This is a genomic window from Nodosilinea sp. P-1105, assembly GCF_012911975.1.
Classification (GTDB): domain Bacteria; phylum Cyanobacteriota; class Cyanobacteriia; order Phormidesmidales; family Phormidesmidaceae; genus Nodosilinea.
This window is the reverse complement of record NZ_SMDQ01000001.1, coordinates 1-25,716: the sequence shown is the minus strand read 5'-3', so window position 1 is coordinate 25,716 and position 25,716 is coordinate 1. Positions and strand designations below refer to the sequence as shown.

The window sequence follows — 25,716 nt, the reverse complement described above, 5'->3', positions numbered from 1 at the left end:
CTGTAATTCTGCCCGCTCGTTTTAGTACTGCTTATCCCAGGCGACTGTGGCCCTTGGCGACCACGCTGTTACTGGGAAGCCTCACCTGGGCCGTCCCCGCCTGGGGCCAAACCCAGCTTTCCTCGGCCCAGCTTCAGTGTGCTGCCCCTGGGGAAGCTGGGTTTACCCTGCGCAACCAGGCTGACTATACCCACAGCACCCTGCGTCGGCAGGCGATCGCCACCTACGACCTGGCCCCGGAATCTGTGGACGGGCAAACCCCTTCAGTCAGTAGCCAAATTACCAACAGCGGTGCGTTGTCCTTGACACCCCAAGCGACGCGGGACACCGACGGCAACCTGGTGCATGGGGTGGGCCAAATTGCCACGGCCCTACAGGCCGAGTTACGGGACTGGGGCTGGAGTGAGACAGAGGCGAACCAGGGCAGTTTAGCCGCAGTTAGGGCCTTTGCCCTCTTGCCCGATGCAGCACCCATCCAGCAGGTGCTCACCGCTACCCAGCAAGCTATGGCTACAGCTGTACCGGCCCGAGCCACCCAGATCAATGGGCTGGGGGCAGACGCCACCCAAGCCTTGACCCTGGCCCTGATTGGTCTGCGCCCCTCGACGGTAAGCCCCTTAGGAATCCCCGCCGCCGAGGCTACCCTGGCTGCCGAGGCCGCTGCCACCGTGGTGCAAGCCAAAACTGACGAGGCCACCTGGGCCAACTTGAGCGATGCGGCCTATGACGCTGCGATCGCCGCTCTCCCCGCCCATAGCGATCTCCTCACCCAAGCGAAAGACAGCCTGGCCCAGGACCGCCGCCGTCTTCTCTCTGGAGAGGAAACCAGCCTCAACCCAGGGGATGTGGTGCGCTTCAGCGTTGGGTTGCAGAATACCGGTCGTGCCCCCCTCCAGGTACAAACGCCCTCTATCGCTGAGTTACAACAATCTGGTCTGGTGGGGCCAGGTACCGTGGTGGCCATTCGCCTGGATGGGGCTGAGCCCGGCACCACCGTCAGCCTGGCCCCCAACCAGCAGGTCACCCTACAGGTGGATGTGCAAATTAGCCACCTGCAGGCCACCGCTGCCCCCCTGGCGATCGCTTTGAGTAGCACCTGTGGTGGTGACAGCCAGCAGACCATTACCCTCTTACCCCCGATTAGCCCGGATGGGTTAATTGACCCCCTGGGACGCATCACGGGGTGCGCTGGCGAACTGTTGCCCGACTACCGGGGCTTTAGCATGGGTGTCTATTTTGCCGCCAGCCCCCTAGGGGATTTAGGGGAGTTGGTGCCCCTCACCACCACTGAGGTGCCTGACAACCCCAACAATGCCATCCCCGCAGGCTTACCCCCCAACACCCAAAACAGTAATCCGTTCTTTCTAAGCCAAAGCGATCAGGGGGGCTATAACTTCCTGCTCGACCCCAGCCGGGGGCAGCTTGATCTGGGTACCACCTACATCCTGATGATCAATCCCCCCGCTAACAGCACCTACCGCCAACGACGGATTCGGCTGGTGATTGGTGAGCGGACTGGCGACACCTTTGCCTACACAGCCACCTCCCTGGATGGTCTGCCAATCAGCGCCACCGACAACCTGACCACCGTGGCCGGCACCATCAACATTGGCGATGCGGCCCAGGTGGGGCTGGTGCTGGCGGTACTGAACCTAGGGGCCAGCGTCTGCGATGCCCAGTCCATTCAGATTATTAAAACCGGCGATCGGGTGGCAGCAGAACCGGGGGATACGGTGCTCTATCGCCTGGTGATTCGCAATCTGGCCACCACCCCCGTCAGCAATCTGGCGGTCACCGATACCCTGCCCCTGGGCTTTAACCTGGTGGCTAACTCGGGCCGAGCCGCCCTGGGCAATACCCCGGTTCCCCTAGAAACCACCCCCAACGGTCGGACGGTCACCTTTCAACCCCAGGTCACCCTGGAACAGGGTCAGGGGCTGACGGTGGTCTATGCCGCCCAGCTTACCCCCGAGGCCCTGCGGGGCAATGGCGTCAACTCGGCCATGGTTTCGGGTCGCCGTAGCGACAATGGCCAGGTGGTGCGCGATGGTCCGGCCCTGCACCGCCTGCGGGTGCAGCCCGGCATTGTGGCCGATACCGGCACCATTGTGGGCCGGGTCTTCTGGGATCAAAACTTTGACGGCGAGCAGCAGTCCGGCGAGCCGGGGATTCCCAATGCCGTAATTTTCCTAGACGACGGCACCCGCATTACCACCGACGAAAATGGCCTGTTCTCGGTGGCTAACGTGCTGCCAGGCTACCGGGTCGGCACCTTAGACCTCACCAGCCTGCCGGGGTACACCCTGGCCCCCAATCAGGTTTTTATCGAGCACAACACCGATTCGCGCCGGGTGCAGTTATCCCCTGGGGGCCTGGTGCGCATGAACTTTGGCGTTATGCCACTGGCCCCAGCGGACGTCCCGGCGGAGGCAGCAGAATGAGCATTCAGCAACCGTCCCGCTTGGGGCTAGGTAAAGGATTAGCGGGCCTGACCGCCGTCGCCCTGATTCAGCTACCGGTGGCTGGGGCAGAGCTATCCGCAGCTGAGCAGCAGACCGCTGCTCAGGAGGCGATCGCCCCGCCCGAGGCCAGCGCTGCCCCCATTCCCCAACCTGAGTCAACAATGGCTCCAAGTGAGATTCCGGCAGCACCTGTGGCACCAATTGCCGCTGTACCCCTGAGCATTCTCTCCCCCGCCATGGATGCTGTGGTGGATACCCCAGCGGTGAGTGTGACCCTGCAGTTTCCGGTGGATAGCCAGGTGCGCCTGGTGGTGAATGGTGAAGCCGTCGATCCGACTCAGATTGGTCGTACCGAAACCGACCACGCCCAGGGGGTGGTAACCCAAACCTGGTACGCCGTGACCCTCCAGGCGGGGCAAAACACGATCCTGGCGGAGGGCACGTTACAGGGTGCTCCCTTACCGCCGGCCCAGGTGACCGTAGCCGTGCGGGGTCTAGCCACCGCCCTGGTGCTGGAAACCGTTGAGGCCCGCATTCCCGCCGACGGTCGCTCGACCGCTACGGTGCGGGGCCAGCTCTTGGATGCCGAGGGCAACCGCTCTAACCAGAGGGCGGTGGTCACCCTGGAGGCCAGTGCTGGTACCTTTATCGGGGTAGACCACAACCCCGATCGGTCAGGGTTCCAGGTGGAAGCCGAGAATGGTGAGTTTATCGCCACTCTGCAGGCGGGGCTACGGGCCGAGGTGGTTACCCTGCGGGCCACCACGACAAATTTAGAAGCCTTTACCCAAATCGGGTTTGAGACTGCCCTGCGCCCCAGCTTGCTGAGCGGGTCCGTGGACCTGCGCCTGGGGGGACGGGGCACCAACTATTTCGGCAGCTTTCGTGATTTTTTGCCCCCCGATGGCGACCACAGCCCCGAGTTCGACGGTGGGGTGGCGGTCTTTGGCACAGGTCGCCTGGGGGACTGGCTGGTGACCGGGGCTTACAATAGCCGCCGCCCGCTCAACCAAGACTGTAGCGGCACCGCCTCGCTGTTTCGGGCCGCTCAAGCCTGCGATCGCACCTATCCGGTCTATGGGGACGAATCCACCAGCGAGGTCGTCACCCCCTCCATCGACAGTCTCTACCTGCGGTTCGAGCGTACCTCCCCGGTGGAGGGGGCCGGTAGCGACCACCTGATGTGGGGCGACTACACCACCACCGACTTTGCCACCCAGTCCCAGCTGTTTACGGCCACCACCCGGCAGTTGCACGGGCTTCAGGGTAATTACAACCTGGGCAACCTCCAGATCAGCGGCTTCTACGGCACCAATATTGACGGGTTCCAGCGGGATACCCTGGCCCCCGACGGCACCAGCGGCTTTTACTTTTTGTCGCGTCGGTTGTTAATCGCCGGTAGTGAGAACGTCTTTTTAGAACTAGAAGAATTGAACCGCCCCGGCACCGTTCTAGAACGGGAACCCCTGCGCCGGGGGCTGGACTACGACATCGACTACGACCGGGGCAGTCTGCTGTTTCGCCAGCCCGTTCTGCGCACCGATATTGACGACGAAGGCCGTACCCTGGTGCGCCGAATTGTGGTCACCTACCAGTACGAAAGTGACGACAGCGCCAACATTTACGGGGGGCGGCTGCGCTACCACCTCTCCCGGCAGACGAACCGGGAAAGCTGGCTGGGGGCCACCTACCTGCAAGAAAATATGGGCGATCGCCAGTTTGAGCTCTATGGGGCCGATGCCCTGATCTCCTTCGGCAGCGATGGTCAACTGATCGCTGAATATGCCCGCTCCAACCATGACTCGGCCTTCACTGGCCCCGTCAGTGGCTCCGCCTACCGGTTTGAGGCCCAGGGCACCCTGTTTGAAGGGGTGCGAGGTCGGGCCTACTGGCGCACCACCGATCCAGGCTTTGCCAACAATGCCACCACCAGCTTTGTCCCCGGCCAAACCCGATACGGGGCCGAACTCCAGGCCCAGGTTTCCCCCACCACCCAACTGCGGGCGCAGTATGACCACGAAGACAACTTTGGTACCGCCCCTCGCCCCCTCAGTGCCCTGGAAGATCTACTCAATCCAGGTTCAGAAGCCATACCGGGTAGCCCAGTCAACAACTCCCTCACCACCCTGACGGCAGGGGTGCAGCAGCAGATTGGCGACGCCACCCTGGGGGTCGATTGGATTCACCGCCACCGTCAAGATCGAATCGAGCCCAATGCCCTCAGTGCCACCTCTAACCAACTGCGATCGCGCCTCACCCTGCCGATTTCCAACACCCTATCCCTGCGGGCCCAAAACGAAACCACCCTCTCCAGCACCACAGACCCCCTCCATCCCGACCGCACCCTGGTGGGGCTGGACTGGCTGGTGCATCCCGGCATCACCCTTAGCTTCAACCAGCAATTTATCTCGGGGGGCCAGTTTCAACCCCAGGCCATCACCAGCCTGGATCTAAATGGTGAATACCAGTTTGGCACCGACACAACCCTGAGCAGCCGGGTGTCCCTGATCAACGCCCAGGCCCTGGCTGGGGCCATCGGCATTAACCAGGGAATTACCCTGGCCCCCGGCCTGCGGGCCAACCTCAGCTACGAACATACCTTTGGCAACGGCTTTGGTACCACCGCTGCCGGTAGCCAGTTCGCCCAACCCTTTGCCGTGGGCCAAAGTGCCGCCGGGTTGGGGCTAGCGGCGGGGCACAACTTCAGTGTAGGCATCGATTACACTGGCAACCCCGACTTTCAAGCCAATGCCCAATTGCAGCATCGGACCTCCTCGGCGGGGTCGAATACGGTGTTCAAAGCCTCAGCCCTAGGGCGTCTGACCCCCTCCCTCACCGCCCTGGCTAACGTCCAGCGGGCCAGTGCCTCCAACCAGGGGCTGGAATCCCTGGGGGCCAGCACTAACCTACGACTGGGGCTGGCCTACCGCGACCCCGACAACGACCGCTGGAATGCCCTGCTGCGCTATGAATATCGCCGCAACCCGGCCCTGGTACCCGAAAGCATCTTGTTTGGGCGCGGCACGGGCTCAGAGGATCACGTTCTGGCCCTGGAGGCCATCTATGCCCCCAGCTGGCAGTGGGAATTCTATGGAAAACTGGCCCTGCGCCATAGCACCGCCTATCTGGCGGACGATTTCTTCAGCAGCAGCACCGTGGGCCTGGGCCAGGTGCGCGCCACCCACCGCTTTAACTACCGGTGGGATGTCTCCGCCGGTGCCCGCTGGATCAGCCAGCCCACGGCAGGGTACAGCGAAATGGCCCTCAACCTGGAAGCGGGCTACCACCTATCGCCTAACCTGCGGCTGGCCGGGGGCTATACCTTTGGCCGCATGAGCGATCGCGACTTTAGCCAGTCTCGCTCGGCGGGTGGCCCCTACCTGGGCATCAGCCTCAAACTAGACAACAACCTCTTCAGAGACTTTGGTTTTGGTAACTCCGTGTCTCCCCAAGTACCAGACTCACAGCTTGAGACCACTGCTGTTGAGGGATCATGGTGATGGTGAACGCACAAAAATGGGTAGCCCAGAGTTCAAAGCCAAGCAAGACACACCCCATATCAACAAAAAATATTGAGTTTACTCATGCTCTGTAGAAAAAGTCAGTTTTATAGGCGTAAGAAATTCTCCCTTAAGGGGCAGGAATTTTTAAGAAAACTCAGCGGATTGGCACTGACACTAGTTTTTATCTTTTTCTGGATTGGCGTTGGAATTGGCAGACCACCAGCGATCGCATTGGCACAGCCAGCCACTATTCCCTGTGCTTCTCCTGGACAAGATGGCCCTGGTGGAACATTAACAGGAATCATCAATACCTATTACCCACCGACCACAACGGGAACAGTCTTGGCCGGAGAGAATACTCTACAACTTGGTTCTCCCTTTGGGGCAACAACCCCTATTAGCGTTGGTGACCTGATCTTAGTGATCCAAATGCAGGATGCTGATTTTAATGCCACCAACACCGATGCCTACGGCGACGGTATTGGTGGCGATGTCCCACCCTTTCCAGACTCTCAACCCTCAGACGGAGCCAGCGGCTGGACTGAACTAAACAATGCCGGTCGCTATGAATTTGTTACCGTGACCGCCGTATCTGGCAATACCCTATCTGTCCAGGGCACGGGATTGAATAATGGGCTGAACTACGCCTATCGCAACGAGAACGCTAGCACCACCCACGGACGGCGCACCTACCAAATTGTGCGGGTGCCCCAGTACGCCAGTGCCACTCTATCTGGGGTCACAGCTCTGCCTTGGAACGGCCAAGTAGGAGGTATTGTGGTTCTGGATGTGGCGGGTGAACTAACCCTCGGGGGTGGTACCGTGGTCGATGTCAGCGGTCATGGCTTTCGGGGCGGCGCTGGGCGCTTACTGTTCGGAGGCAGCGGCCAAAATACTGACTATCGCACCCTGGCGACCAATAACACCAATGGTTCCAAGGGAGAAGGCATTGCCGGTACACCGCGCTATGTGCTCGACTACTTCGATCTCAATAATCTGGATGCAGCAAATAATCCTCCCCTGGCGGCAGTTTCAGTGATCGATAACGGGGTGGAAGGCTACCCCAACGGCAGTTATGCGCGGGGGGCACCGGGCAATGCCGGGGGCGGCAGTACCGATGGCCGACCCAGCAATAACGATCAAAACAGCGGCGGCGGCGGCGGCAGCAACGGCGGGCGCGGCGGGCGCGGCGGGCGGACTTGGTCCAGTCAACGTCCGGTTGGGGGCTTTGGCGGCAAAGCCTTTAACCTCGCTGAGATTAACCAGGGAGAACGGTTGTTCATGGGCGGTGGCGGCGGTGCTGGCACCACGAATAACGGTGCTCGTTCGATTTCTCGCGTCCGTGGGACCAGCTATAGCGGCGTACTAGACTTTGACGCTAGCAACCAGGATTTTGCTGGCGGCAGCAATCCCTCGGCGGTGGGGGCTCTCTACAGCAGCGGCGCTGCTGGCGGCGGCATCGTCTTATTGCGCGCTCAGAGCCTGGGCGGCTCTGGCCTGGTTGCAGCGCGGGGCGCGCCTGGGCTCAACACTGGACAGGATGGTGGTGGTGGTGGTGGCGCTGGTGGCACGGTCTATGTCGCCACCAATGAAGGCATCGCTAATCTAACCGTTGATGTCCAGGGGGGTGAGGGAGGCTGGGCCACCTTTCGGGCAGCCCATGGTCCGGGCGGTGGTGGTGGCGGCGGCGTTGTGATCAGCACAGAACCTGGCGTAAGTATTGCTCCTAATGGCTTGGCAGGCGGTCAAGCTGGGGAAACAGGACTATCTGGTAATAGTAATCCGCCGAATTTTGATGGTCAGCAGGGAACAGGGCTAGCGGCGAGAATTACAGCCAGCCAGAATCCAGGGATACAACCAGGCAGTGCCTGTATACCAGCCTTGACTGTAACGAAAACAACGAGCACGCCCAGGGTTAACAATCAACCCAATGGCTCAACAGCAACCTACAGCATTGCGATCGCGAATGCTGCAGAGCGGGTGGCGGCGACCAATGTTGCCGTTATTGATACGCTGCCAACGGGTTTTACCTATAGCAGTACCGAGTCGGTTGATCTGGCAGGAGGAGCGCTTCAAACCGACGTCAGCGATCCTGCGGATGACAGCACCATCCCCACCTGGGGAAGCTTTGAGATTCCCGGGGGAGGCCAGGTCACCATTACCTTTACAGTAACGATTGACCGTCGCGTAGAGTCGGGAACCTATCAGAACCCTGCCGAAGCAGTCTACTTAGATCCGCAACGACAGCTTGCTGATGGACAGGCAACGGCAGCCTATGATGCCCTGTCCAGCGACGGGGAGGATGTCACCGTCGCTGGGGGAACCCTATTATTGAAAAAACGGATCACAGCTATCAATGGTCTTGCTGTTAATCCTAATGATCAGACGCCACTTAACGTCGTCACTGAAGAAGCTGGTCTCTGGCCTAATAACGCCCTGGTGGGGGCTACCGAAGGAGGCTTAGTAAAACCTGGCGATGAACTGGAATACACCGTTTACTTTCTCTCCAGTGGCACCGGGCCGATCACCAATGTGAGTATTTGCGACTTGATTCCGGCCAATACTCGGTTTGTGGCCAATGCCTTTAACGGCCAAACACCCCTAGACAGCGGCGCTCTCAGCGGCACCGATGTGGGCATTGCCTTAGCCTCCAGCAGCGAGACGGTATCTACGACCCCCACGGTGTATCTAACCAATGCCCAGGATGGCGATCGCGGTCAGTTTTACCCCGCCGGAGCCACCCTCCCGAGTTCCTGCAGGGAGGCCAACACCAACGGAGCGGTGGTCGTGAATGTGGTCAGCAGTCCAGACACTTTACCCGCCGCCACTGCTCCCGGCACCCCACCCAACGCCTACGGCTTCATCCGGTTTCGAGCTCAGGTGGTAACCGGACCGGACTGATCGGCTTGATCGCCTTCAGAATAAAGCGCCAATAACAGCGTCTGGCCATTCCGTCCTCCCCTGTCCATGGGGCTCAGTCCGGCGTTCATGCTAGGTATGTTGTTTATGGAAGTCTCTAAGCACAGATAGGGCATGATCATTATGCTTAAAGCATCGGCTTTTCCTGTAAACCTCTGCTGATATGACCGCCCTGCCATCCCCGCAACGTAAATCACGTCAACGGTTGATTGCCCTTGGTGTCATGCTTGCCCTGGTGATTATCGTAGGGCTAATGGTGTGGCAAGAAGGCATGGCCTCGGGTAGACGGCCCTGGGAGGTGCTGGAGAACATCTTCATCACCCTGATGGGAGAGTACCCCGACAAACCCAGGTCCCCGACCGGGCGGGTGCTGCAACTGATGCTGCTGGCGTCAGGTACATTTGTTTTTGGCGCCATCAGCGGTAAGATTTCTTCCGTTTTTGTCACCCGTGCCCTACGCCAGGAGTCGACCTTGAAAACCTTTCAAAATCACATCATCATCTGCAACTGGAACACCAAGGCCGCTAGCATTGTCGATCAATTAGTGGAGGGTAACAAAGCACAGCCTATCGAGATTTTGGTGGTTTCTGCCTCGGCAGTACCTGACCGGGCTGATTTTGCCGATCGCCCCTATGTGCATTTCATCCAGGACGACCCCACCCACCACGACACCCTGGAACGGCTGCAAGCCTCCTCCGCCAAGGCGGTGATTTTACTGGCTGACGATGAGAGCGAAGGCCCCGACGAAAAAAACGCCTTAATTGCTCTGGCTGTTAAGCATCTGGAGCACATCCCTGGTCGCCAGAAAGATATCCATGTGATTGCCGAATTGGTCAACCTGAACCGTCGTCGTCACCTCCAAGAAGCCGGGGCCGACGAAGTGGTCTCCGCCCGAGATTACAGCGCCGGAATTATTGCCCAAAGCGCCATGTTTAGAAACATGTCGGCGGTCTATCAACAACTATTGACCTATTCCGACGATTCCAACGAGTTTTACTTCATTGAGCCAGGCTGCTATCCCAATCGGCTGTGGGGTAAAACCTTCCCAGAAATCAACCACTGGATCAGCGACTACACGGCTAACCACCCCGACACCCCTATCCTGCTGATGGGGGTAAAGCGGGGGGATGGCACGATCTTGCTGAACCCGAAACCCCACAGCTTCGATCGCCTGGCAACGGACGACAGTCTGGTGGTGATGGCATTTCGTAACATAGAAAAACTTGATTAGTACCATTAATTGAGGCTTATCATAATTCCTGGATCCGTTGCTGTGGGCCTGGTTTAGCCTGCGATCGCCGCTGTTTTATTACGATCCATTAAGGTTTATGGGGGCTAAGGATATGAGCTTAAAACTCTCGCTATAGACTGGTCATGATTAGGAAACCCTTACTGAATAGACAGTTTTGACCAATCTTTAAGGGACTCCTTAAAGCTGTCAAACCCAGTAGTGACCCACATTGGAGTTTTTAATTCAATGTCCCATTCCGTCAAAATCTACGATACCTGTATCGGCTGTACCCAGTGTGTGCGAGCCTGTCCTTTAGACGTCCTGGAAATGGTCCCCTGGGACGGCTGCAAGGCCGGGCAAATCGCCTCTTCGCCTCGGACTGAAGATTGCGTGGGCTGCAAACGTTGCGAAACGGCTTGCCCCACCGATTTCTTGAGTATCCGGGTGTACCTGGGTGCAGAAACCACCCGCAGCATGGGTCTGGCCTACTAGCCCCTAGCTGCTGATGGCAACATCATAGTTTCTAAGTCTCAAATCCCCGCTAGCGCTGCTAGCGGGGATTTTTTTTTGGCTTCCATGCTTCTCCTCGTTGTTTGTAACAGACCACTAATGAGTAGAATCACTTAATGGTATAGTAATACAAATAAACTAGTTTTGTTTATGCGATTACTTCCTGAAGAACGACGCCTCTATAAGGTGCTGAGGCAATATTTTGATGATTATGGTTACCCTCCCAGTATTCGAGACATCAAGGCTTCCTTGGAGGAGAGTTCAACCTCCAAGGTGCAAGATGGGTTGCGTAGTTTGGAGCAGAAGGGTTTGATTGTCAGGCACCCCCGTAGACCCCGGGCTATGCGATTGCTGTCGTCCCAGGTAAACCTAAAAGGACTGATTCAGGCAGGCTACCTGACGGATCATCCGAGAGGCCATAACGAATCCATCCGCCTTGATGGACATCGCTACGCCCCCCATGACTATGCCCTAAAAGTCGTCGGTGACAGCATGGTCGAGGCGCACATTCTTGATGGTGATATCGTTGTGATTCGCCCCACCACAGACCTGTGGGCGATGCGACCTGGAAACATTGCTGTCGTTTGGATTAAGGGTGAAGGAACCACTCTGAAACGCATTTTCTACCAGGAGGGGGATAATCAAGTGACCCTCAAGCCGGCAAATCCAGACCACCCGATCCGTACCCTAAAACCTGACCAGGTGGATCTTCAGGGGCTGCTAGTTGGCCACCATCGCCAGCAGGATGGCCTGTGGTTGAATGTTATAGAAGTAAAAGGATACCCATGATCGACCTCTACTACTGGACCACCCCCAACGGTCATAAGGTGACCATCTTTCTGGAAGAGGCCCAGGTGCCTTACACCATCAAGCCCATCCACATTGGCAAAGGGGAGCAGTTTGACCCCGAGTTTCTGAAAGTTTCCCCCAACAACCGCATCCCGGCCATCGTTGACCATGCCCCCAGCGATGGCGGCGTGCCCATCAGCCTGTTTGAGTCGGGGGCAATCTTGCAATACCTGGCGGAAAAGACCGGCCTGTTTTTACCTAAGAACAGCCGCGATCGCGCCAAGGTGATGCAGTGGCTGTTCTGGCAGATGGGCGGCCTGGGGCCGATGCTGGGGCAGAACCACCACTTCGTCAGCTACGCCCCAGAACACATTCCCTACGCCATCAACCGCTACGTCAAAGAAACCGAACGGCTCTACGGAGTGCTAGACACCCAACTGCAAAACCACGAGTTTATCGCTGGGGCCTACTCCATTGCCGACATGGCCGCCTATCCCTGGATTGTGCCCCACCAGACCCAGCGCCAAAACCTGGACGACTTTCCCCACCTGAAGCACTGGTTTGAATCCATCCAGGCCCGTCCAGCGGTGCAAGCCGCCTATGCCAAAGCCCAAACCATTAACGCCGACAACACCATGACCGACGAAGCCAAAGCGATTCTGTTTGGTCAAGGGCGGCGGTAGCGGGTAGGGTATCACCACCAAATTGCTATCTCGAAGTCAGTCTGTGTTGTTAGGATAGATCACAACACAGACGCATACTTAATCCGAGTCCTATGACAGCTGCCATTCACGTCGAAAAAGCCAAAGTTAAACGCCCCCCGCTGGACATTCACACCATGGGAGACCGGGTGCTGCGCCAGCCAGCAAAGCGGGTCGCCAAGGTGGACGACGACATTCGCCAACTGGTGCGAGAGATGCTGCAAACCATGTACAGTGCCGATGGCATTGGCCTGGCTGCGCCCCAGGTGGCGGTGAATAAGCAGGTGCTGGTGGTCGATGTGGACCCCGAAAATGCCGCTGCGCCCCCCCTGGTATTGATCAACCCCAAGGTGCTGCGCATGTCTAAGGAACTGGCCACTGGTCAGGAGGGCTGTCTGAGTATTCCTGGGGTGTACCTGGATGTGATTCGTCCGGCGGCGATCGAAGTGTCATTTAAAGACGAAAATGGCCGACCCCAGAAACTGCAAACCTCTGACCTGTTGGCCCGCTGTATTCTCCACGAGATGGATCACCTGACTGGAGTGCTGTTTGTGGACCGGGTTGATAACCGCCTGGCCCTGAATCAAGAATTGAAAAAGCATGGCTTCTATGCCAAAGATGTGCAGCCCGTGAAAGCTTAGGGCTGCGATCGGCTGCCCCGGCGCAAATTCAAGCCATGAGCCCCTGTTAACCATTTCGGAGAAGCCCCGTGACCCCAAAAAGTGGCCTGTTGTTGGCTGGTTCTTGTATCGCTGCGATCGCAGCCGTCGGCTCAGTTTTTGAGCTATCCTCGGGGAGTCCCGACTGGGGCACCGTACCCACGACTGCAATTTTGGGACTCTGTGTGCCTCTGGTGGGTGTCTTGTTTTATGCGGCTGTCAAAGACGCCAAAGCAAATCAAGAATAAGTTCCCTGTTTGAGGAAAAGGCTATGGACATTAACCCAGGCTGGCCAGGGGTAATTACCCGTCGTCGTTTGCTGGTGGGGCTTGCCGCCGGGGCAGGGGTGCTGCTGCTGGCCAACCAGGCCCAAGCCTATGAGGTCTCCCTATCCCCCACAGACCCACAAATGGGGGATACGATTGTGGTGATGGTGCAGGCCACCGATCCAGCCGCCACCACACCCCCCACGATTGTGGTCGATGGTAGTACCCAATATCCCACCTTTGCCCTAGGCGATGGGCGCTTTCGGGGCTTTGTACCCACCAGCCCTCTGAGTTCCCCTGGCCGCAAGGTGATTCAGGTGACTGGTAGTGGCGACACCCGCAACTTGGCGGTGGGCCTGCGCAATCGCAATTTTCCGGTGCAGCGGATTAACCTGCCCCCTGGTCAGCGCAGCCTGGGTACCCAACACGAGTTTGACCGGGTGGCGGCCTTTAAAGACGTGGTTAGTCCCGACAAGTTTTGGCAGGGTTCTATGTTGCGGCCTAACTCTGGTCGGGTGACCGCAGGGTATGGTATACGCCGCTACTATAACGGCGTCTTTGCCGAAAACTATTACCACCGGGGGGTAGACTATGGTGCTCCCACCGGGTCCCCGGTGATTACTCCTGCAGCCGGGCGGATTGGCCTGGTGGGTCGTGTGTCAGACGGGTTTGAACTGCACGGCAACACCATCGGCATTGACCACGGCCAAGGGGTCCTCAGCATCATGTTGCACCTCAGCCGCATCGATGTTGCCGAGGGGGACTTTGTCCAGGCAGGGCAGCGCATTGGGGCCGTAGGCACAACCGGGGCTTCCACCGGCCCTCACCTGCACTGGGGGCTCTATGTCAACGGCATTTGCATAGACCCAGTGCCCTGGCGCAACGGCAGCTTTGTGTAGGGACAAAAGGCATGGTCCATGTGCCCGAAGTCGTGATAGAAAACCTGGCTGCCCGTGCCGCTTAATCAGGCAACAGAACTTTCGGGCGATCGCTGCTTCCCTGGCTGCCACTGAAACCGGCTTGGCATGTGGGGAGGTGGTGGTTAAGTCTCCGGGGCCTTTAATAACCCGGAGACCTGTGGATTAGCGACCTTCTACCACCGGGGTTACAGGCTGGGGCTGCTGCCGTTGGGTAGGTTGTTGAAAGACGGCATACACGGTGCGCACCGTGAATAGCACCATGCCGATCGCGCCGATGGTAAACACAATATCGCCAGGGATGCGCAGCCAGACGGTCCACTGCATCCAGGGGGAGCCGATTACCTCGGCACTGCGGGCGTACCAGGTGCCGTGGTTGACTGACTGCATCAGTTGGTAAAAGCCGTTGGGAATTAGGCCGAAGATCATCATCATGCCCAGGCCACCGTTCAGGCTCCAGAAGGAGACCCGCAGCAGCGTTTCATTCCAGGCGCGATCGGGCACAATTTCCCGCAGGGCAAACAGCATCAGGGCGATGGCCAGGCAGCCGTACACCCCAAACAGAGCGCTGTGGGCGTGAATTGGGGTGGTGTTGAGGCCCTGGGAGTAGTAGAGCACGATGGGCGGGTTGATCAAAAAGCCGAAGACGCCAGCCCCCACCAGGTTCCAGAAGCAGGTGGCCAGGAAAAAGCGCAGGGGCCAGCGGTAGAAGTTCTCCGCCTGTTCGGACATGCGCAGGGTTTTCACCACTTCAAAGCCAATCAGGGTCAGGGGTACCACTTCTAGGGCAGATGCGACGGCTCCCATCGCCGCAATAAACGAGGGTGTGCCCGCAAAGTACAGGTGGTGCAGGGTGCCGATCACACCGCTGCCCAGGTACAGGATGGTGGTCAGGTAGGTGGCTTTCAGCGCCGAAGACTTTTTCAAAAAGCCCAGTTCGCTACAGAGGTAGGCGATCGCCACCGTGGCAAACACCTCAAAGAAGCCTTCGACCCACAGGTGCACCACCCACCAACGCCAGTATTCCGCCACGCTGACCGGGGTGTGGTTGGTGTACATCAACCCGGAGGCGTAGAACAGGGGAATGGTAATGGCGCTGTAGAAAAAGAAGTGGTTGAGCCCGGTTTTGCTGCCTTCGTTTTTCAGGGCGGGCCGCAGGGCGCGGAACATCAGCCACAGCCAGAACACCATGCCGCCAATCAGCAACACCTGCCAGAGGCGACCCAGTTCGACATATTCGTAGCCCTGGTGACCAAACAGAAAGCTGTTGTCGCCGGTGAGAATTCCTTGCACACTGGCCCAGGCCCCGACCAGAGAGCCGACCACGACCACGGTGAGGGCGATCAGCAGGGCACCATTGCCCCACACCTGGCCCTTGGGTTCTTTTTTGCCAAAGCGCGGAGCAAAGTATAGGCCCGCTGCCAGCCAGCAGGTGGCAATCCAGAACACCGCTAGCTGTAGGTGCCAGGTGCGGGAGGCGGCGTAGGGCAGGTACTGCTGTAGGGGTATCCCGTAGAAGCCATCTCCCTCGACCGCATAGTGGGCGGTAACCATACCCATGGCAATTTGGACGCCGAACAGGGCCATGGCCACCCCAAAGAACAGGCTGGTGGCTTTTTGGCTGGGGGTGGCCAGGCGAATGGCGGGCCGCTCATTCACCGTTTGTACGTCTTCAGCGTCTTCCTGGGTCAGGTAGAGGAAGAGGAAAGCGGCGATCGCAAAGATCAGCACCATCACCGACACAATTGACCACACCAGGAACTGTCCTGGAGCCTGGTTGCCAATCAGGTCATCGTGGGGCCAGTTGGCGGTGTAGGAAAAGGGCGCATTGGGGCGATTGGCTGAGGCGGCCCAGGCGGTCCAGGCAAAGAACGAGGTGACATCGTGAATGTCTTGCTTGCTCTTAAACCAACCATCCGGAATGGAGTGAATCACCGAACCGTGGGCCAGCAGATCTTGGTAATCGCCATACACCTGCTTTAGCCCCTGCACCTGGGCGTTGGTCAGCACCAGGGTATCGGCCTCGGCATCGTAGCGGTTGGGCTTAAACTGCTCGCTCACCTGGGCTTGCAGCACCGCCCGCTCGGTGGGACTGAGGGCCTCCAGATCCGCCTGGGAAAAGCTGGGGTCGTTGGCATAGAGCACCCCAGCGGTGGCCAACCCCCAGCGGTGCAGCACATCCGCCGTCCAGTCGGGGGCCAGGTAGCTGCCGTGGCCCCAAATACTGCCCACATGCTGACCGCCCCGGCCCAGGTAGGTGACCTGGCCGTTCTCTACATCAGCGGCGGTAAAGACCACCTCATGCTGGGGCGACTCGACCATGGCTGGATGGGGTGGGGCAAACTTAGAAATCGCGGCCCCAGCCCCCAACAACACACTGAAGGTGACCACACAAATCAGCACTAGCCAAACGGGTAGGCCGAAATTTTTTAGTCGAGACCGGGCTGCTGCCGCAATCTCTATGGATGGATTTGTCATAGGTCGAAAACCTCAATGAACTATAAAAGTAATCAGCCGGTAAAGGGTGCCGTTGACGCTATTTTTGACTACCCGATGCCCCCATAAACCGGCAGTGCGGAAATGATTACGATGGAGCCAAACAGAAGTGCTAGGGTCGTTTCTAACGCTGCTACGGGGCCAATGGGCAAGGTTTGAAACGTCTCTAAGCGCCACCCAATACCCAGAAACTTCACCAGGGCAACGGTAAATGCCAGGGCTGGCACCAGGGGCAATAGCCCCACCCCGTATAGCCCCGCCACCAGCAGCGTGGCCAGGCCGTGGTAAGCGATCGCCCGTCGGATCGGGGCCGCATCCGGTTCTCCCCGGTGGGATTTGCGCAGCTTCACCGTGAAAATGGTGCAGCAAAAGTAGAGGCTGCACAGCGCCCACAACCCCAGTACCGTCGGCGTCAGGGTGCCGGTGCTAGCCACGTAGGCCAGGGGGGTCGCCAGACACACTGCCCAAAAGGTGATCAACTCATTCAGGATGGACTTTTGGCCCCGGCGGAACACGGCGATCGCATCCACCAGTAATGCCGCGATCGCCGCCCCATAGATTCCCAGTAGCGGCGACCACCCCAGCCCCTGCTGCCAGTACAGGCCGCCCGCGAGCAGCGCCGCCAGCCCACCATAGACCCCGCCCCACACCAAAAATCGTGGTTTCCAGGTTTTACGCTGCTTAATTTGCAGCACGAGGGGATGTTCCGCCTGAAACCCCAAAAAAGCGCAGAATAGCGCTAACGTCGTTGCCCAAGTCCAGGTTTGGGCCGCTGCCGCACCGACCAGAAAGGAAACGGCCAACACCACGTAAACGCCATATTCCGGAGACACGGTGGGACGATACCACAGCTGGGCACGACCGGCGGGGGAGATGGTGGGGGAGGTCATGGGTGGAGAGGTTAAGGGTTGGCCGATGAGAGGGTGAGCAGAAAGGCGAGGTTGGCTGTTGCCTCCAGCCCATGGGGGGCATTGGCCGCCATGAAAATAAATACACCAGGCTCCAGAGGGATAGGCTGGCCCTCCAGGGTGAGGGTGCCGCTGCCGGCAATCACATGGACTGTCGCGTTGCGGGTGGAGGTGTGCTCCGAGATTTCGGTTCCCGCCGCCAGGCAGAACAGGCTGTACTGACAGGTGGCGTCCTTCCAAATGACCTTATTCAGAACACCGGATTCGGGGAATTCAAGCTGATCGTGGAGTTGGATGGTGGTGGTGGGTGGGGTGATGAGCATGGGAGGTAGGGGGGGTGGGGGAATTTTGGATTTTGGATTTTGGATTCTGCTGCGCACGGGCTACGCCCTACGTTTTTCGTTGTTTACTCCGGCTTTTGGGCACAGAGCACGATATACCCCAGGTGGTCGGCATGGCGCTGGAAGACCTGGCGCATGGTGAGGATGCGATCGCGCATGACTGGGCGGGTTAGCACATTCCAACCGATGGTGAGCAGGGTGGGTAAGCCTTCCTCCTGGGCGATACGTTGGGGGTTGAGCAGGGCCATGGGGCCAGTGGCCTGTTGAGTAACGGTGAGGCCCGCCTGTTGGCAGGCGGTGATCCAGTCGTCGCTGGAGAGGGGTTGGGCATTGACCCGAATCGCGGTGGTTAGATCCTGTCGAATGGTCTCGGCGTCGGGGCCATCGGCCAGGAGTTCGTGGCTGAGGAAGCGGCCACCGGGCTTGAGGCGATCGCAGATCCCTGCCAGCACTTTGGCCTTGCCAGGGGCCGACTGCATGGTCAAAATCGCCTCAGCTAAAACGCAGTCGAAGCTTTCATTGACCTGATCCAGATGAAAAATATCGCCTTCGCAGATGGTGACCTGGTCGGTGAGGCCAGCTTTTTCCACATTGGTTTGGGCTTGGGCCACGCTATCTGGGTTTTTCTCAATGCCGATAACCCGCACGCCATAGCGTTGGGCCAGGGCAATGGCGCTGTAGCCAAAGCTGGCGGCCAGTTCCAACACGGTTTCGCCCGGTTGCAGATTGGCCCAATTTAGCAGTTGCTCGGTGGCCCCATAGCCACCGGGACGTAGGGTTTGTTTACCAGCGGCGGCTAGGACCTGGTGGCCAGGGGCGGTCTTGAGGTTAATGGCGGTTTGAACCATAGTCTTGCCCTGAGTGCAATGACTCAAGTTTGACAAAGATTCTCAATTAGCTCTATGAGATAGCTCATAGTGACGAATTAAATTTAGGCTTTACCGATGTCGCGCCCTGTAGAAATTTCTGTCCTGCAGAGCCTTGAGCTATTTGCAGACCTGACCCCTGATCTGCTGAAGCAGTTGGCCACCGCCAGTCGCCTGACCGACTACGAGGTCGATGCTGTGGTGTTTCAAGAAGGAGACCCGTTACCCCCCTGTCTGCACGTGGTCGTCACAGGACAACTGCGGGTCGTCAAACTGGCGGCGTCGGGCAAGGAAACCATTCTGCGCCTGTTACCCCCCGGGGAGGTGTTTGCCGCCCCAGCTCTCTTCGGCAACGGCCAATCTCCAGCCACCGTGGTGGCCGCTACCGCCGCTACAGTGCTGACCCTGGAACGACAAGCCCTGCTTCAGGGGTTTGCCCAGACGCCAGAATTAGCCGTGCATTTACTGGTGGTGTTTAACCAGCGACTGCAAGAGCTGCACAGCCGGGTTCATGGGCTCGTGTCGGAGCGGGCGATCGTGCGCCTGGTGCACTACCTGGAGCATGTCGCCGCTGAGCAGGGCACTGTGACAGTAGCCGGAGGGGAGGAACTCAAGGCAAAGCTCACCTACTACCAGATAGCTCGCACCATTGGCATCACTTACGAAGAGTGTGTGCGGCTGTTCAAGCAGCTCCAGCCTGGGGTAAGTTATCGGCGGGGTGGCAAGATCACGGTGACGGATTGGCAGGGGTTGAGGGAGATGAAGGGATAAGGGCTGGGCTCAAGTGCCCTTCTGCGGTCGTAATTCTGGGGGACTTTGAAGTCCAGTTCCCCCCGGTATCGGGAGGCAAGGAGGGCCATAGCTTTTGACAGTCAAATAGCCTCCTGTGACTGCCGTTACTCACAGATGCGCCATCATTCTGGGTAATGATCGATCGCTGTCTAGCAGACTTCCTGTAAATACAGGACCCAGGAGTGCCCCTTGTGTCCTTAGCGTAAAGCCGCCTCCACCTGAACGGTGACAGATTGACGGGTCGTATCTAGCGTCACCCCGAAGGTAAAGTCACCAACAGCGAATGGGGTGTCTCCAGTGAGCATGGGCTGATCCCGCTGACCCAGACTAGCTTCCAGCAGGGGTAGGGCCACCTGCCGCAGGCGTTCAGCCAGGGAGTCAGCAAAGACCCTAGAGTTATCGAGGGCGGCATAGATATCCTCAAAGCGATCAAGAGCGATGTCTGGATTAAGGGCAAAGTCGAGGGTGATTTGCCCTTGAATAGAGCGCAGATCCAGTAACGGTCGGTCACCAATCCCTGGTAACTCACCATCCATAGGCGGTAACAAGCTATCAGGAATCACCGAGTCTTCGCGGAAGCTCAGGTTTTGGATGCGGGTATCTTCGGTGATTGGGGTATCGGCCTGGTTGAAGGCGGTACTGACATCACCATCGGCTGGAAAGTTGTTAAACAGGTATTCGGCTAGGGCATCTTGTTCTGAGCCATCTGGGGCAAAGGTGGCCAGGTTACCCGACGGGGGCACCACATCCAGCAGGTCCAACCGATCCTGGCCAAATAGGGCAAAGGGGTAGGCATCACCGCCGCTGGCTAAAAAGTCCAGGGTGACCAGGCGAATCTCCCGGTTGGGGTCGCCGACAATTTCCCCATCTTGGACCAGCAGGTCAGTTATTTCTCCCGCCTCGTCTACTAGGGCCAAACTGCGCACCCGCTCACCGTCAACCATTACACCAGTGGCCCGCTGATTATCATCGCGGCTAAACTGAATGGCGGTTTGGTCTGGATCAAAGGAAAAGATTAAGCCACTGACTTGGGGAAAAGACCCCGGTGTGGCCCCTGGGGCGACCCCGGCCACTCCATGTTCTAGAATTTGGCGTAGCTCGGTGGCCGTGACCGTTAACAGGGCCAAGCCGTTGTTAAACCGTAGGGCATTTTCAATGTCGAGTTGGGAAATTTGGCCCTCAGCTTTGACTCCCGGAATAGCTTGGGGAGGCAGTTGCACTAACTCGTCGTCTAGCCCACCCGCTGGGATAAAGGCAACACCAATGCTGTCACGGATGCCGCCACTATTTTTGATCGACACAGCAACGGTGGGATCGTAGGTCTGGGCGATCGCCAGGTTTGCATCAGCGGTCAAGTTCCCCAGGTTCGTTTCCTCAGAGCGGACACTAATCCGCGCCCCGTTCAGAAAAACATTGGTTAACCCAAAGACGTTGGCTTCCTTGGCAAAGGTTTCGTCAACAATGGCCTGGGTAATTTCAATAATGGCTGGGTCGGCAAAATCCCTGGGATCAAACCCCTGATCTTCTAACCCATAGACCCGGGCTACCCCGGCCAAGTCAGTGGCATAGGCACCGCTTTCAGCCAAAATTGCAGTAATCACGCCATTGGCGTCAAACTCAGCCACCAACTGTCCGACGTATTTATAGTTAGCGTCGGTATTCAAAATGTAGACTGGGTCACCGGTAGGCGAGGTGCGTACCAGGGGATAGGGACCCACCGGTACATCCCCATCCCGCAGAGGATCGTCAGGATTGGCCAAAATACTATCAGAGCCACCAGCGATAATAATGTCCACACCCCGCAGGCGTTCAGCTAGCTGCTCTTCCACCTGTAGCTGCTGCATGTGCCCCATGAAGATAATCTTGTTGATACCCTGGGCCTTGAGTTCGTCAATAGCCGGTTGAGTTTCAGCAGCTAGGGCGTCAATATCGGTGCTGTCTGCTGGTCTTACTCGCACATCCCCCACGCTGGAAATAGTTGGGAGGGTTGGGGTAACAGCCCCCACGATACCGATGGGCTCCCCATTGACATCGATGACGACGCTTCTGGCGATGGTATTGGCTAGGGGGGCTTGGCCATCGGCCACCACAATATCATCGAAGACGGGCACCTCGCTGAAGTCGAGGTTAGCGGCTAAGAAGGGAAAGGCTGTACCGAGATAGCCCTCTGCCCCAATGCCAGGGCCAGTGATGTCTGGGTTAGGCTTAATCAGGTTGGCCAGGGTTTGGGGGCCAAAGTCAAATTCATGGTTGCCCAGGGCCACGGCCTGAAACCCCAGGGCATTATTGATTAAAATATCGGCGACTCCAGGCTGGCCGTAGATATCTTGACTGGCCGCAAAAAATGGACCCGGAATGTAGATATCGCCGGAGGACAATCGCAGGGTATTAGCAAATTGTTGATCAAGGCCGTCAATGATCGCCGAGAAGTTGATAATGTCGTCAACATCAGCTAAACCAGCTTCCTGGTCTGCCGCGTGGAGCACTTGCAGGACAAAGGTTTCTTCCATGGATTTAGGGCGGGGAATGGATATAGGGCAAAAGTTAGAAGCGCTCTAGGGCGATCGCTGCCGTACATACCATTCCACAGGCACCTTAACCCTCTGCTAACAGATGATTAAAGGTAACCGTAGCCTAGTTAAGGTTGAATCCCGCTGGGAAGCAGGAGGGGTGGTGACTTTGTTGAGTACCAAGTTCAACTCGGGATCTGGAGTTGTCCCACAGACAGAACTCCAGGTCTGGACTTGGATTTGGTTTAGTACCTCCAACCGCAAATACTTCGCAAACGCTCAGGATATTCTCAGGCGAGAGTTTTAGGGTTGTAGCAGCAGTAAACTGTGCCTTAAAACTCCCGACCTTAGACCTCATAAACCATGACCTCCCATCCCCTCAACCTTGAACCGGCCCTACGCCCGCTCAACCACTACAACCGCACCTTACAGGCCTACGTTCAGCCGCCTAACTGGGCGAATCCTACCCCAGCCCACCGCTATGATCTGGTGGTGATTGGGGCCGGTACTGCTGGCCTGGTCGTGGCGGCAGGGGCAGCGGGCCTGGACCTGGGGCTGAAGGTGGCCCTGGTGGAAAAAAGTCTAATGGGGGGCGACTGTCTGAATGTAGGCTGTGTGCCCTCTAAGTGTGTAATTCGCTCCTCGCGGGTGGTTGCCGACATGCGCCAGGCCTCCCCTTTCGGCATTCAGCCGCCGCCGTCCATCGAGGTAGACTTCGCGGCTGTGATGGATCGGATGCGCCAGATTCGGGCCAACATCAGCCACCATGATTCCGTAGAGCGCTTTAGCAACCTGGGCATTGATGTGTTTTTGGGCCAGGCCCACTTTGTCGATGGCAAAACGGTGCAGGTGGGTGAACACCGCCTGCCCTTCAAAAAAGCCGTGATTGCTACCGGCGCCCGTGCCCATCGCCCCTCGGTACCAGGGCTGGCCGAGGCTGGATTTCTGACCAACGAAACCGTGTTTTCCCTCACCGAGCGACCTCGCCGCCTAGCGGTGATTGGCGGCGGCCCCATCGGTTGCGAGTTGGCCCAGGCCTTTCACCGCCTGGGTAGCGAGGTAACGCTGTTGCATCGCCATGGCCACCTGCTGGACCGCGAAGACACTGATGCAGCTGACATCGTGCAGCAGCAGTTGCTCAAAGAGCAGCTCAACCTGGTGTTGGATGGGACCCTAGAGCGGGTCGAAACGACGACTACAGGCAAGCTGCTGCACTACAGCCAAACCGGCTCGTCAGCCCCCCAAACTGTCGAGGTCGATGAGATCTTGGTCGGGGCTGGTCGGGTACCAAATGTCGATGGTTTAAACCTAGAAGCCGTCGGGGTCGAGTACGATCGCCGCCGAGGGGTAGTGGTCAACGACCATCTACAAACCACCAATCCCCACATCTTTGCCGCTGGCGACATTTGCATGAACTGGAAGTTTACCCATGCTGCCGATGCCGCAGCTCGCATTGTGATTAAAAATGCTCTGTTTTCCCCCTTTGGTCTGGGACGAAGCAAACTCAGTAATCTGGTGATGCCCTGGGTGACCTACACCGACCCTGAAATTGCCCATGTGGGGCTGTATGCCCACGAGGCCAAGCAGCAGGGTATCGAAACAGATACTATCCAAATTCCCTTTTCATCGGTGGATCGGGCCCTGGCGGATGGGGAGAGCGACGGGTTTTTGAAAATTCTCCACAAAAAAGGCTCCGACAAAATCCTGGGGGCCACCATCGTCGCCCGCCATGCCGGGGAAATGATTAGCGAAATTACCCTGGCCATGGTCACCGGGCAGGGGCTGAGCGCCATTAGCGGGGTAATTCACCCTTACCCCACCCAGGCAGAAGCGATCAAAAAGGCCGCTGACGCCTACCGCCGTACCCTGTTGACCCCGCGCACAAAGTCATTGCTAACGCTACTTACTCGCTTTAGCTAATGGTCTGTCAACTCTAAATTTGTAGGTTGGGTGGCGCGCCAGCAGAACCCAACAAGGCTGACTGCTGTTGGGTGACCCTGCGTTTCACCCAAGTTTACGATTCTACCTTAACCCACCCTTACCGCTCCCACGAGGGGATTTTGGACTCAAACTTCTACATCTATCAATCCTAATATTTAGCGTTTCTCAGGCAGGTCCAGAAAACCCCTAAAACCCCAAATTCAGGTCTTCAGGGTTGCGATCGCGCAGATCTTCAGGCCGCACTAGCCCTGGTTCCCGTTGATTTTGGGCATCCCGCATACTGTCCCCCAATGGATCCAGTCGCTGTTGGGGCTGATTAGACGGTTCTGCCGGAGCGGTACCTGGGGCAACAGGGGCCTGGCCGGGTTCCCCATGTTGCAGCACGATCGGAGGATTGGGATTGGGGTTAAAGGTCTCAAAGGTGATTGCTCGAATCAGCGGCGGATTTTGCCCATCGGTGACCCTTAGGGTGATGGTGGTACTGCCTGAGGGGGACAAGCGCACGGGCAACGTTCCTTGGGGGCCAACGCTGCCAGGGCTGGGTAAGATCTCTACCCTGGCCGTCGAGCCTGCCTCCACCTGCCAGTCCAGCCGAAATTCTGGGAGCCCCTGCCCCGGCGGCACCGGAATCATGTAATTGGGCTGGGCCGGCTGTCCGTTGACGTTAAAGGCGGCAATTCGCACTGGCCGGGGCTGCACTTCCACCACTTCACTCATTTTGGCTTCAGGGAAGTCCTCCGACTCTGGGCCTACCCCAATCGGGATTGGGGTCAACTCAAACTGATATTTACCCACTTCCCCCATGCCCGTGGGTACCCCTTGGCAGACCAAATCTTCCCCCAACTGGCAAAACGGCTGCAATTCCTCGGGCAGGGTGACCTGGTTGGGGGACTCACTATCTCGCAGCAAAAACTGTCGCGCCCCCAGGGCACCACCCCCCGGCTGTTTCACCGCCAAGCGTAAGCCCTGTAAGGTTTGGGGATTGTTCACTACCCAGTTAACTAAAATCCCGGCTTCGTTTACCGGCGGAGCCAAGGTAGGGTTGTTGGCCGATACGGGGGTCCCCAGTTCAGAATAAATCACCTGTTGGGGAAACAGTTCGACCACCGAGGGTAGCGGCAGGTCAGCAATGGTGACCAGACTGCTACTGGCCTGCTCCGGCGGTAGATTTAAGCCAGCCCGGGGCAGCAGGGTGAGCTCGAAGCGATACTGACCGGGCTCTTGCACCTGGGTAGGCACCTCTTGACAGGTAAGGGCCTGGCGGGTTTCGCGGCAGTAGGGTAGCAAGCTGACCGGCAAAGACCCGGACAGGTCATATTCCTCGGGGCCGCTGAGCAGGGTGCCATCGGGGGCGTAGCCCCGCACAATCAGGGCATCGATTTGACGAGGGTTGCTAATGTGCCAGTTTAGGGAGGGACTGCCCTGGCTGTCCACGGAATACTGACTCTGGCTGGGGGAAAAGTCAATCACGTAGGGACGGGGCGGAGTGCGCAGGAAAAACCACCAGACCAAGCCCCCTAGACCACCTAGGGCGATAACAGCCGCCGCGATCGCACCTCGCCGTTGCCATCGAGGTCGCTCGGGCTCTAAATCGGGTTGGGGCGACAAGACGATGGCTGCTGCGGTGGCCGGGCCTTCTGGAGGCTGATTCAGGGCATCATCTTCCCCCTGCCACTGGTCTAACTGAGACTGTGCCATAGCCGTTACCTGTCCTCACGTTCCCAGGCAGCATAGCGAGTTAGCCTTGTACTTGCCAACTGGGGGGATTGCGTTGGGGATAATCCGCTGAGGGTGAGTCGTGGGTTACCCGGATCTAACTTGAGCATAGGGAGCACTCCACAAGGCGGGACGTTAAGGGGTTAATTGTCGTGTATCAATAGATACTTGTAAAGAAAAGCTCTGCGG

Annotated in this window: 18 protein-coding genes; 12 read left to right on the top strand and 6 right to left on the bottom strand. The window is 58.1% G+C overall.

Annotated features, from left to right (window positions below; translation table 11 throughout):
• The first annotated feature begins 53 nt into the window (after positions 1-53).
• The 10 genes from E1H13_RS27110 (at position 54) to E1H13_RS27815 (ending at position 13,939) form a co-directional block, all read left to right on the top strand.
• Complete coding sequence (locus E1H13_RS27110) at positions 54-2,441, top strand: hypothetical protein (protein WP_240966329.1); 2,388 nt, start codon at positions 54-56, stop codon at positions 2,439-2,441.
• Positions 2,438-5,962: a TonB-dependent receptor gene (locus E1H13_RS00085; RefSeq protein ID WP_169611361.1), complete on the top strand. Its 3,525-nt coding sequence runs from the start codon at positions 2,438-2,440 to the stop codon at positions 5,960-5,962. Before E1H13_RS27110 ends, E1H13_RS00085 begins: the two co-directional genes overlap by 4 nt.
• A gap of 432 nt (positions 5,963-6,394) precedes the next feature.
• Positions 6,395-8,866, top strand: a complete 2,472-nt coding sequence (locus E1H13_RS26740; protein WP_206069810.1) for a DUF11 domain-containing protein — start codon at positions 6,395-6,397, stop codon at positions 8,864-8,866.
• A 181-nt stretch (positions 8,867-9,047) separates the two neighbouring features.
• Positions 9,048-10,115, top strand: a complete 1,068-nt coding sequence (locus E1H13_RS00075; protein WP_169611360.1) for an NAD(P)-binding protein — start codon at positions 9,048-9,050, stop codon at positions 10,113-10,115.
• A gap of 246 nt (positions 10,116-10,361) precedes the next feature.
• A complete protein-coding gene (gene psaC / locus E1H13_RS00070) occupies positions 10,362-10,607 on the top strand; it encodes a photosystem I iron-sulfur center protein PsaC (protein WP_012307203.1) in 246 nt (81 codons plus the stop codon).
• 168 nt (positions 10,608-10,775) lie between these two features.
• Positions 10,776-11,414: a transcriptional repressor LexA gene (lexA, locus tag E1H13_RS00065; RefSeq protein ID WP_169611359.1), complete on the top strand. Its 639-nt coding sequence runs from the start codon at positions 10,776-10,778 to the stop codon at positions 11,412-11,414.
• Positions 11,411-12,097, top strand: a complete 687-nt coding sequence (locus E1H13_RS00060) for a glutathione S-transferase N-terminal domain-containing protein (RefSeq protein WP_169611358.1) — start codon at positions 11,411-11,413, stop codon at positions 12,095-12,097. Before lexA ends, E1H13_RS00060 begins: the two co-directional genes overlap by 4 nt.
• A 92-nt stretch (positions 12,098-12,189) precedes the next feature.
• Positions 12,190-12,756, top strand: coding sequence for a peptide deformylase (def, locus tag E1H13_RS00055; protein WP_169611357.1), 567 nt, complete (start codon positions 12,190-12,192; stop codon positions 12,754-12,756).
• A 68-nt stretch (positions 12,757-12,824) separates the two neighbouring features.
• Positions 12,825-13,022 carry a hypothetical protein gene (locus tag E1H13_RS00050; protein ID WP_169611356.1) on the top strand — a complete coding sequence of 66 codons (198 nt, stop codon included), beginning with the start codon at positions 12,825-12,827 and terminating at the stop codon, positions 13,020-13,022.
• A 23-nt stretch (positions 13,023-13,045) separates the two neighbouring features.
• The gene (locus E1H13_RS27815; RefSeq protein ID WP_169611355.1) at positions 13,046-13,939 is read left to right on the top strand and encodes a M23 family metallopeptidase; all 894 of its coding nucleotides are present in this window, start codon (positions 13,046-13,048) and stop codon (positions 13,937-13,939) included.
• A gap of 183 nt (positions 13,940-14,122) precedes the next feature.
• Here E1H13_RS27815 and E1H13_RS00040 read toward each other — a convergent pair whose 3' ends face one another.
• The 4 genes from E1H13_RS00040 to E1H13_RS00025 all read right to left on the bottom strand — a co-directional run bounded on the left by E1H13_RS00040 (position 14,123) and on the right by E1H13_RS00025 (position 18,550).
• Positions 14,123-16,435 carry a nitric-oxide reductase large subunit gene (locus E1H13_RS00040; protein WP_169611354.1) on the bottom strand — a complete coding sequence of 771 codons (2,313 nt, stop codon included), beginning with the start codon at positions 16,433-16,435 and terminating at the stop codon, positions 14,123-14,125.
• Positions 16,436-16,503: 68 nt separating this feature from the next.
• On the bottom strand, positions 16,504-17,343 hold the full coding sequence (locus E1H13_RS00035; protein WP_169611353.1) for a YwiC-like family protein: 840 nt from the start codon (positions 17,341-17,343) through the stop codon (positions 16,504-16,506).
• An 11-nt stretch (positions 17,344-17,354) separates the two neighbouring features.
• Positions 17,355-17,684: a cupin domain-containing protein gene (locus tag E1H13_RS00030; RefSeq protein WP_169611352.1), complete on the bottom strand. Its 330-nt coding sequence runs from the start codon at positions 17,682-17,684 to the stop codon at positions 17,355-17,357.
• A gap of 83 nt (positions 17,685-17,767) precedes the next feature.
• Positions 17,768-18,550, bottom strand: a complete 783-nt coding sequence (locus E1H13_RS00025; protein WP_169611351.1) for a class I SAM-dependent methyltransferase — start codon at positions 18,548-18,550, stop codon at positions 17,768-17,770.
• Between the two features lie 96 nt (positions 18,551-18,646).
• Here E1H13_RS00025 and E1H13_RS00020 point away from each other — a divergent pair, with 96 nt between their 5' ends.
• Positions 18,647-19,339, top strand: a complete 693-nt coding sequence (locus E1H13_RS00020) for a Crp/Fnr family transcriptional regulator (RefSeq protein WP_169611350.1) — start codon at positions 18,647-18,649, stop codon at positions 19,337-19,339.
• Positions 19,340-19,557: 218 nt separating this feature from the next.
• Here E1H13_RS00020 and E1H13_RS00015 read toward each other — a convergent pair whose 3' ends face one another.
• Positions 19,558-21,870 (bottom strand): bifunctional metallophosphatase/5'-nucleotidase, encoded by a 2,313-nt coding sequence (locus E1H13_RS00015; protein ID WP_169611349.1) that lies wholly within the window; start codon positions 21,868-21,870, stop codon positions 19,558-19,560.
• A gap of 363 nt (positions 21,871-22,233) precedes the next feature.
• On the opposite strand from E1H13_RS00015, the gene E1H13_RS00010 reads away from it, so the two are divergent.
• Positions 22,234-23,790, top strand: a complete 1,557-nt coding sequence (locus E1H13_RS00010) for a mercuric reductase (protein ID WP_169611348.1) — start codon at positions 22,234-22,236, stop codon at positions 23,788-23,790.
• 207 nt (positions 23,791-23,997) lie between these two features.
• Here the strand turns inward: E1H13_RS00010 and E1H13_RS00005 are convergent, their stop codons facing one another.
• On the bottom strand, positions 23,998-25,509 hold the full coding sequence (locus E1H13_RS00005) for a hypothetical protein (protein ID WP_169611347.1): 1,512 nt from the start codon (positions 25,507-25,509) through the stop codon (positions 23,998-24,000).
• Positions 25,510-25,716: the final 207 nt, after the last annotated feature.

What these genes read in the sequence shown, in the direction of transcription:
- E1H13_RS00085 (WP_169611361.1), top strand. Translation starts at nt 2,438, where the DNA reads ATGAGCATTCAGCAACCGTCCCGCTTGGGGCTAGGTAAAGGATTAGCG.
- E1H13_RS26740 (WP_206069810.1), top strand. Translation starts at nt 6,395, where the DNA reads ATGCAGGATGCTGATTTTAATGCCACCAACACCGATGCCTACGGCGAC.
- E1H13_RS00075 (WP_169611360.1), top strand. Translation starts at nt 9,048, where the DNA reads ATGACCGCCCTGCCATCCCCGCAACGTAAATCACGTCAACGGTTGATT.
- psaC (WP_012307203.1), top strand. Translation starts at nt 10,362, where the DNA reads ATGTCCCATTCCGTCAAAATCTACGATACCTGTATCGGCTGTACCCAG.
- lexA (WP_169611359.1), top strand. Translation starts at nt 10,776, where the DNA reads ATGCGATTACTTCCTGAAGAACGACGCCTCTATAAGGTGCTGAGGCAA.
- E1H13_RS00060 (WP_169611358.1), top strand. Translation starts at nt 11,411, where the DNA reads ATGATCGACCTCTACTACTGGACCACCCCCAACGGTCATAAGGTGACC.
- def (WP_169611357.1), top strand. Translation starts at nt 12,190, where the DNA reads ATGACAGCTGCCATTCACGTCGAAAAAGCCAAAGTTAAACGCCCCCCG.
- E1H13_RS27815 (WP_169611355.1), top strand. Translation starts at nt 13,046, where the DNA reads ATGGACATTAACCCAGGCTGGCCAGGGGTAATTACCCGTCGTCGTTTG.
- E1H13_RS00040 (WP_169611354.1), bottom strand. Translation starts at nt 16,435, where the DNA reads ATGACAAATCCATCCATAGAGATTGCGGCAGCAGCCCGGTCTCGACTA.
- E1H13_RS00035 (WP_169611353.1), bottom strand. Translation starts at nt 17,343, where the DNA reads ATGACCTCCCCCACCATCTCCCCCGCCGGTCGTGCCCAGCTGTGGTAT.
- E1H13_RS00030 (WP_169611352.1), bottom strand. Translation starts at nt 17,684, where the DNA reads ATGCTCATCACCCCACCCACCACCACCATCCAACTCCACGATCAGCTT.
- E1H13_RS00025 (WP_169611351.1), bottom strand. Translation starts at nt 18,550, where the DNA reads ATGGTTCAAACCGCCATTAACCTCAAGACCGCCCCTGGCCACCAGGTC.
- E1H13_RS00020 (WP_169611350.1), top strand. Translation starts at nt 18,647, where the DNA reads ATGTCGCGCCCTGTAGAAATTTCTGTCCTGCAGAGCCTTGAGCTATTT.
- E1H13_RS00015 (WP_169611349.1), bottom strand. Translation starts at nt 21,870, where the DNA reads ATGGAAGAAACCTTTGTCCTGCAAGTGCTCCACGCGGCAGACCAGGAA.
- E1H13_RS00010 (WP_169611348.1), top strand. Translation starts at nt 22,234, where the DNA reads ATGACCTCCCATCCCCTCAACCTTGAACCGGCCCTACGCCCGCTCAAC.
- E1H13_RS00005 (WP_169611347.1), bottom strand. Translation starts at nt 25,509, where the DNA reads ATGGCACAGTCTCAGTTAGACCAGTGGCAGGGGGAAGATGATGCCCTG.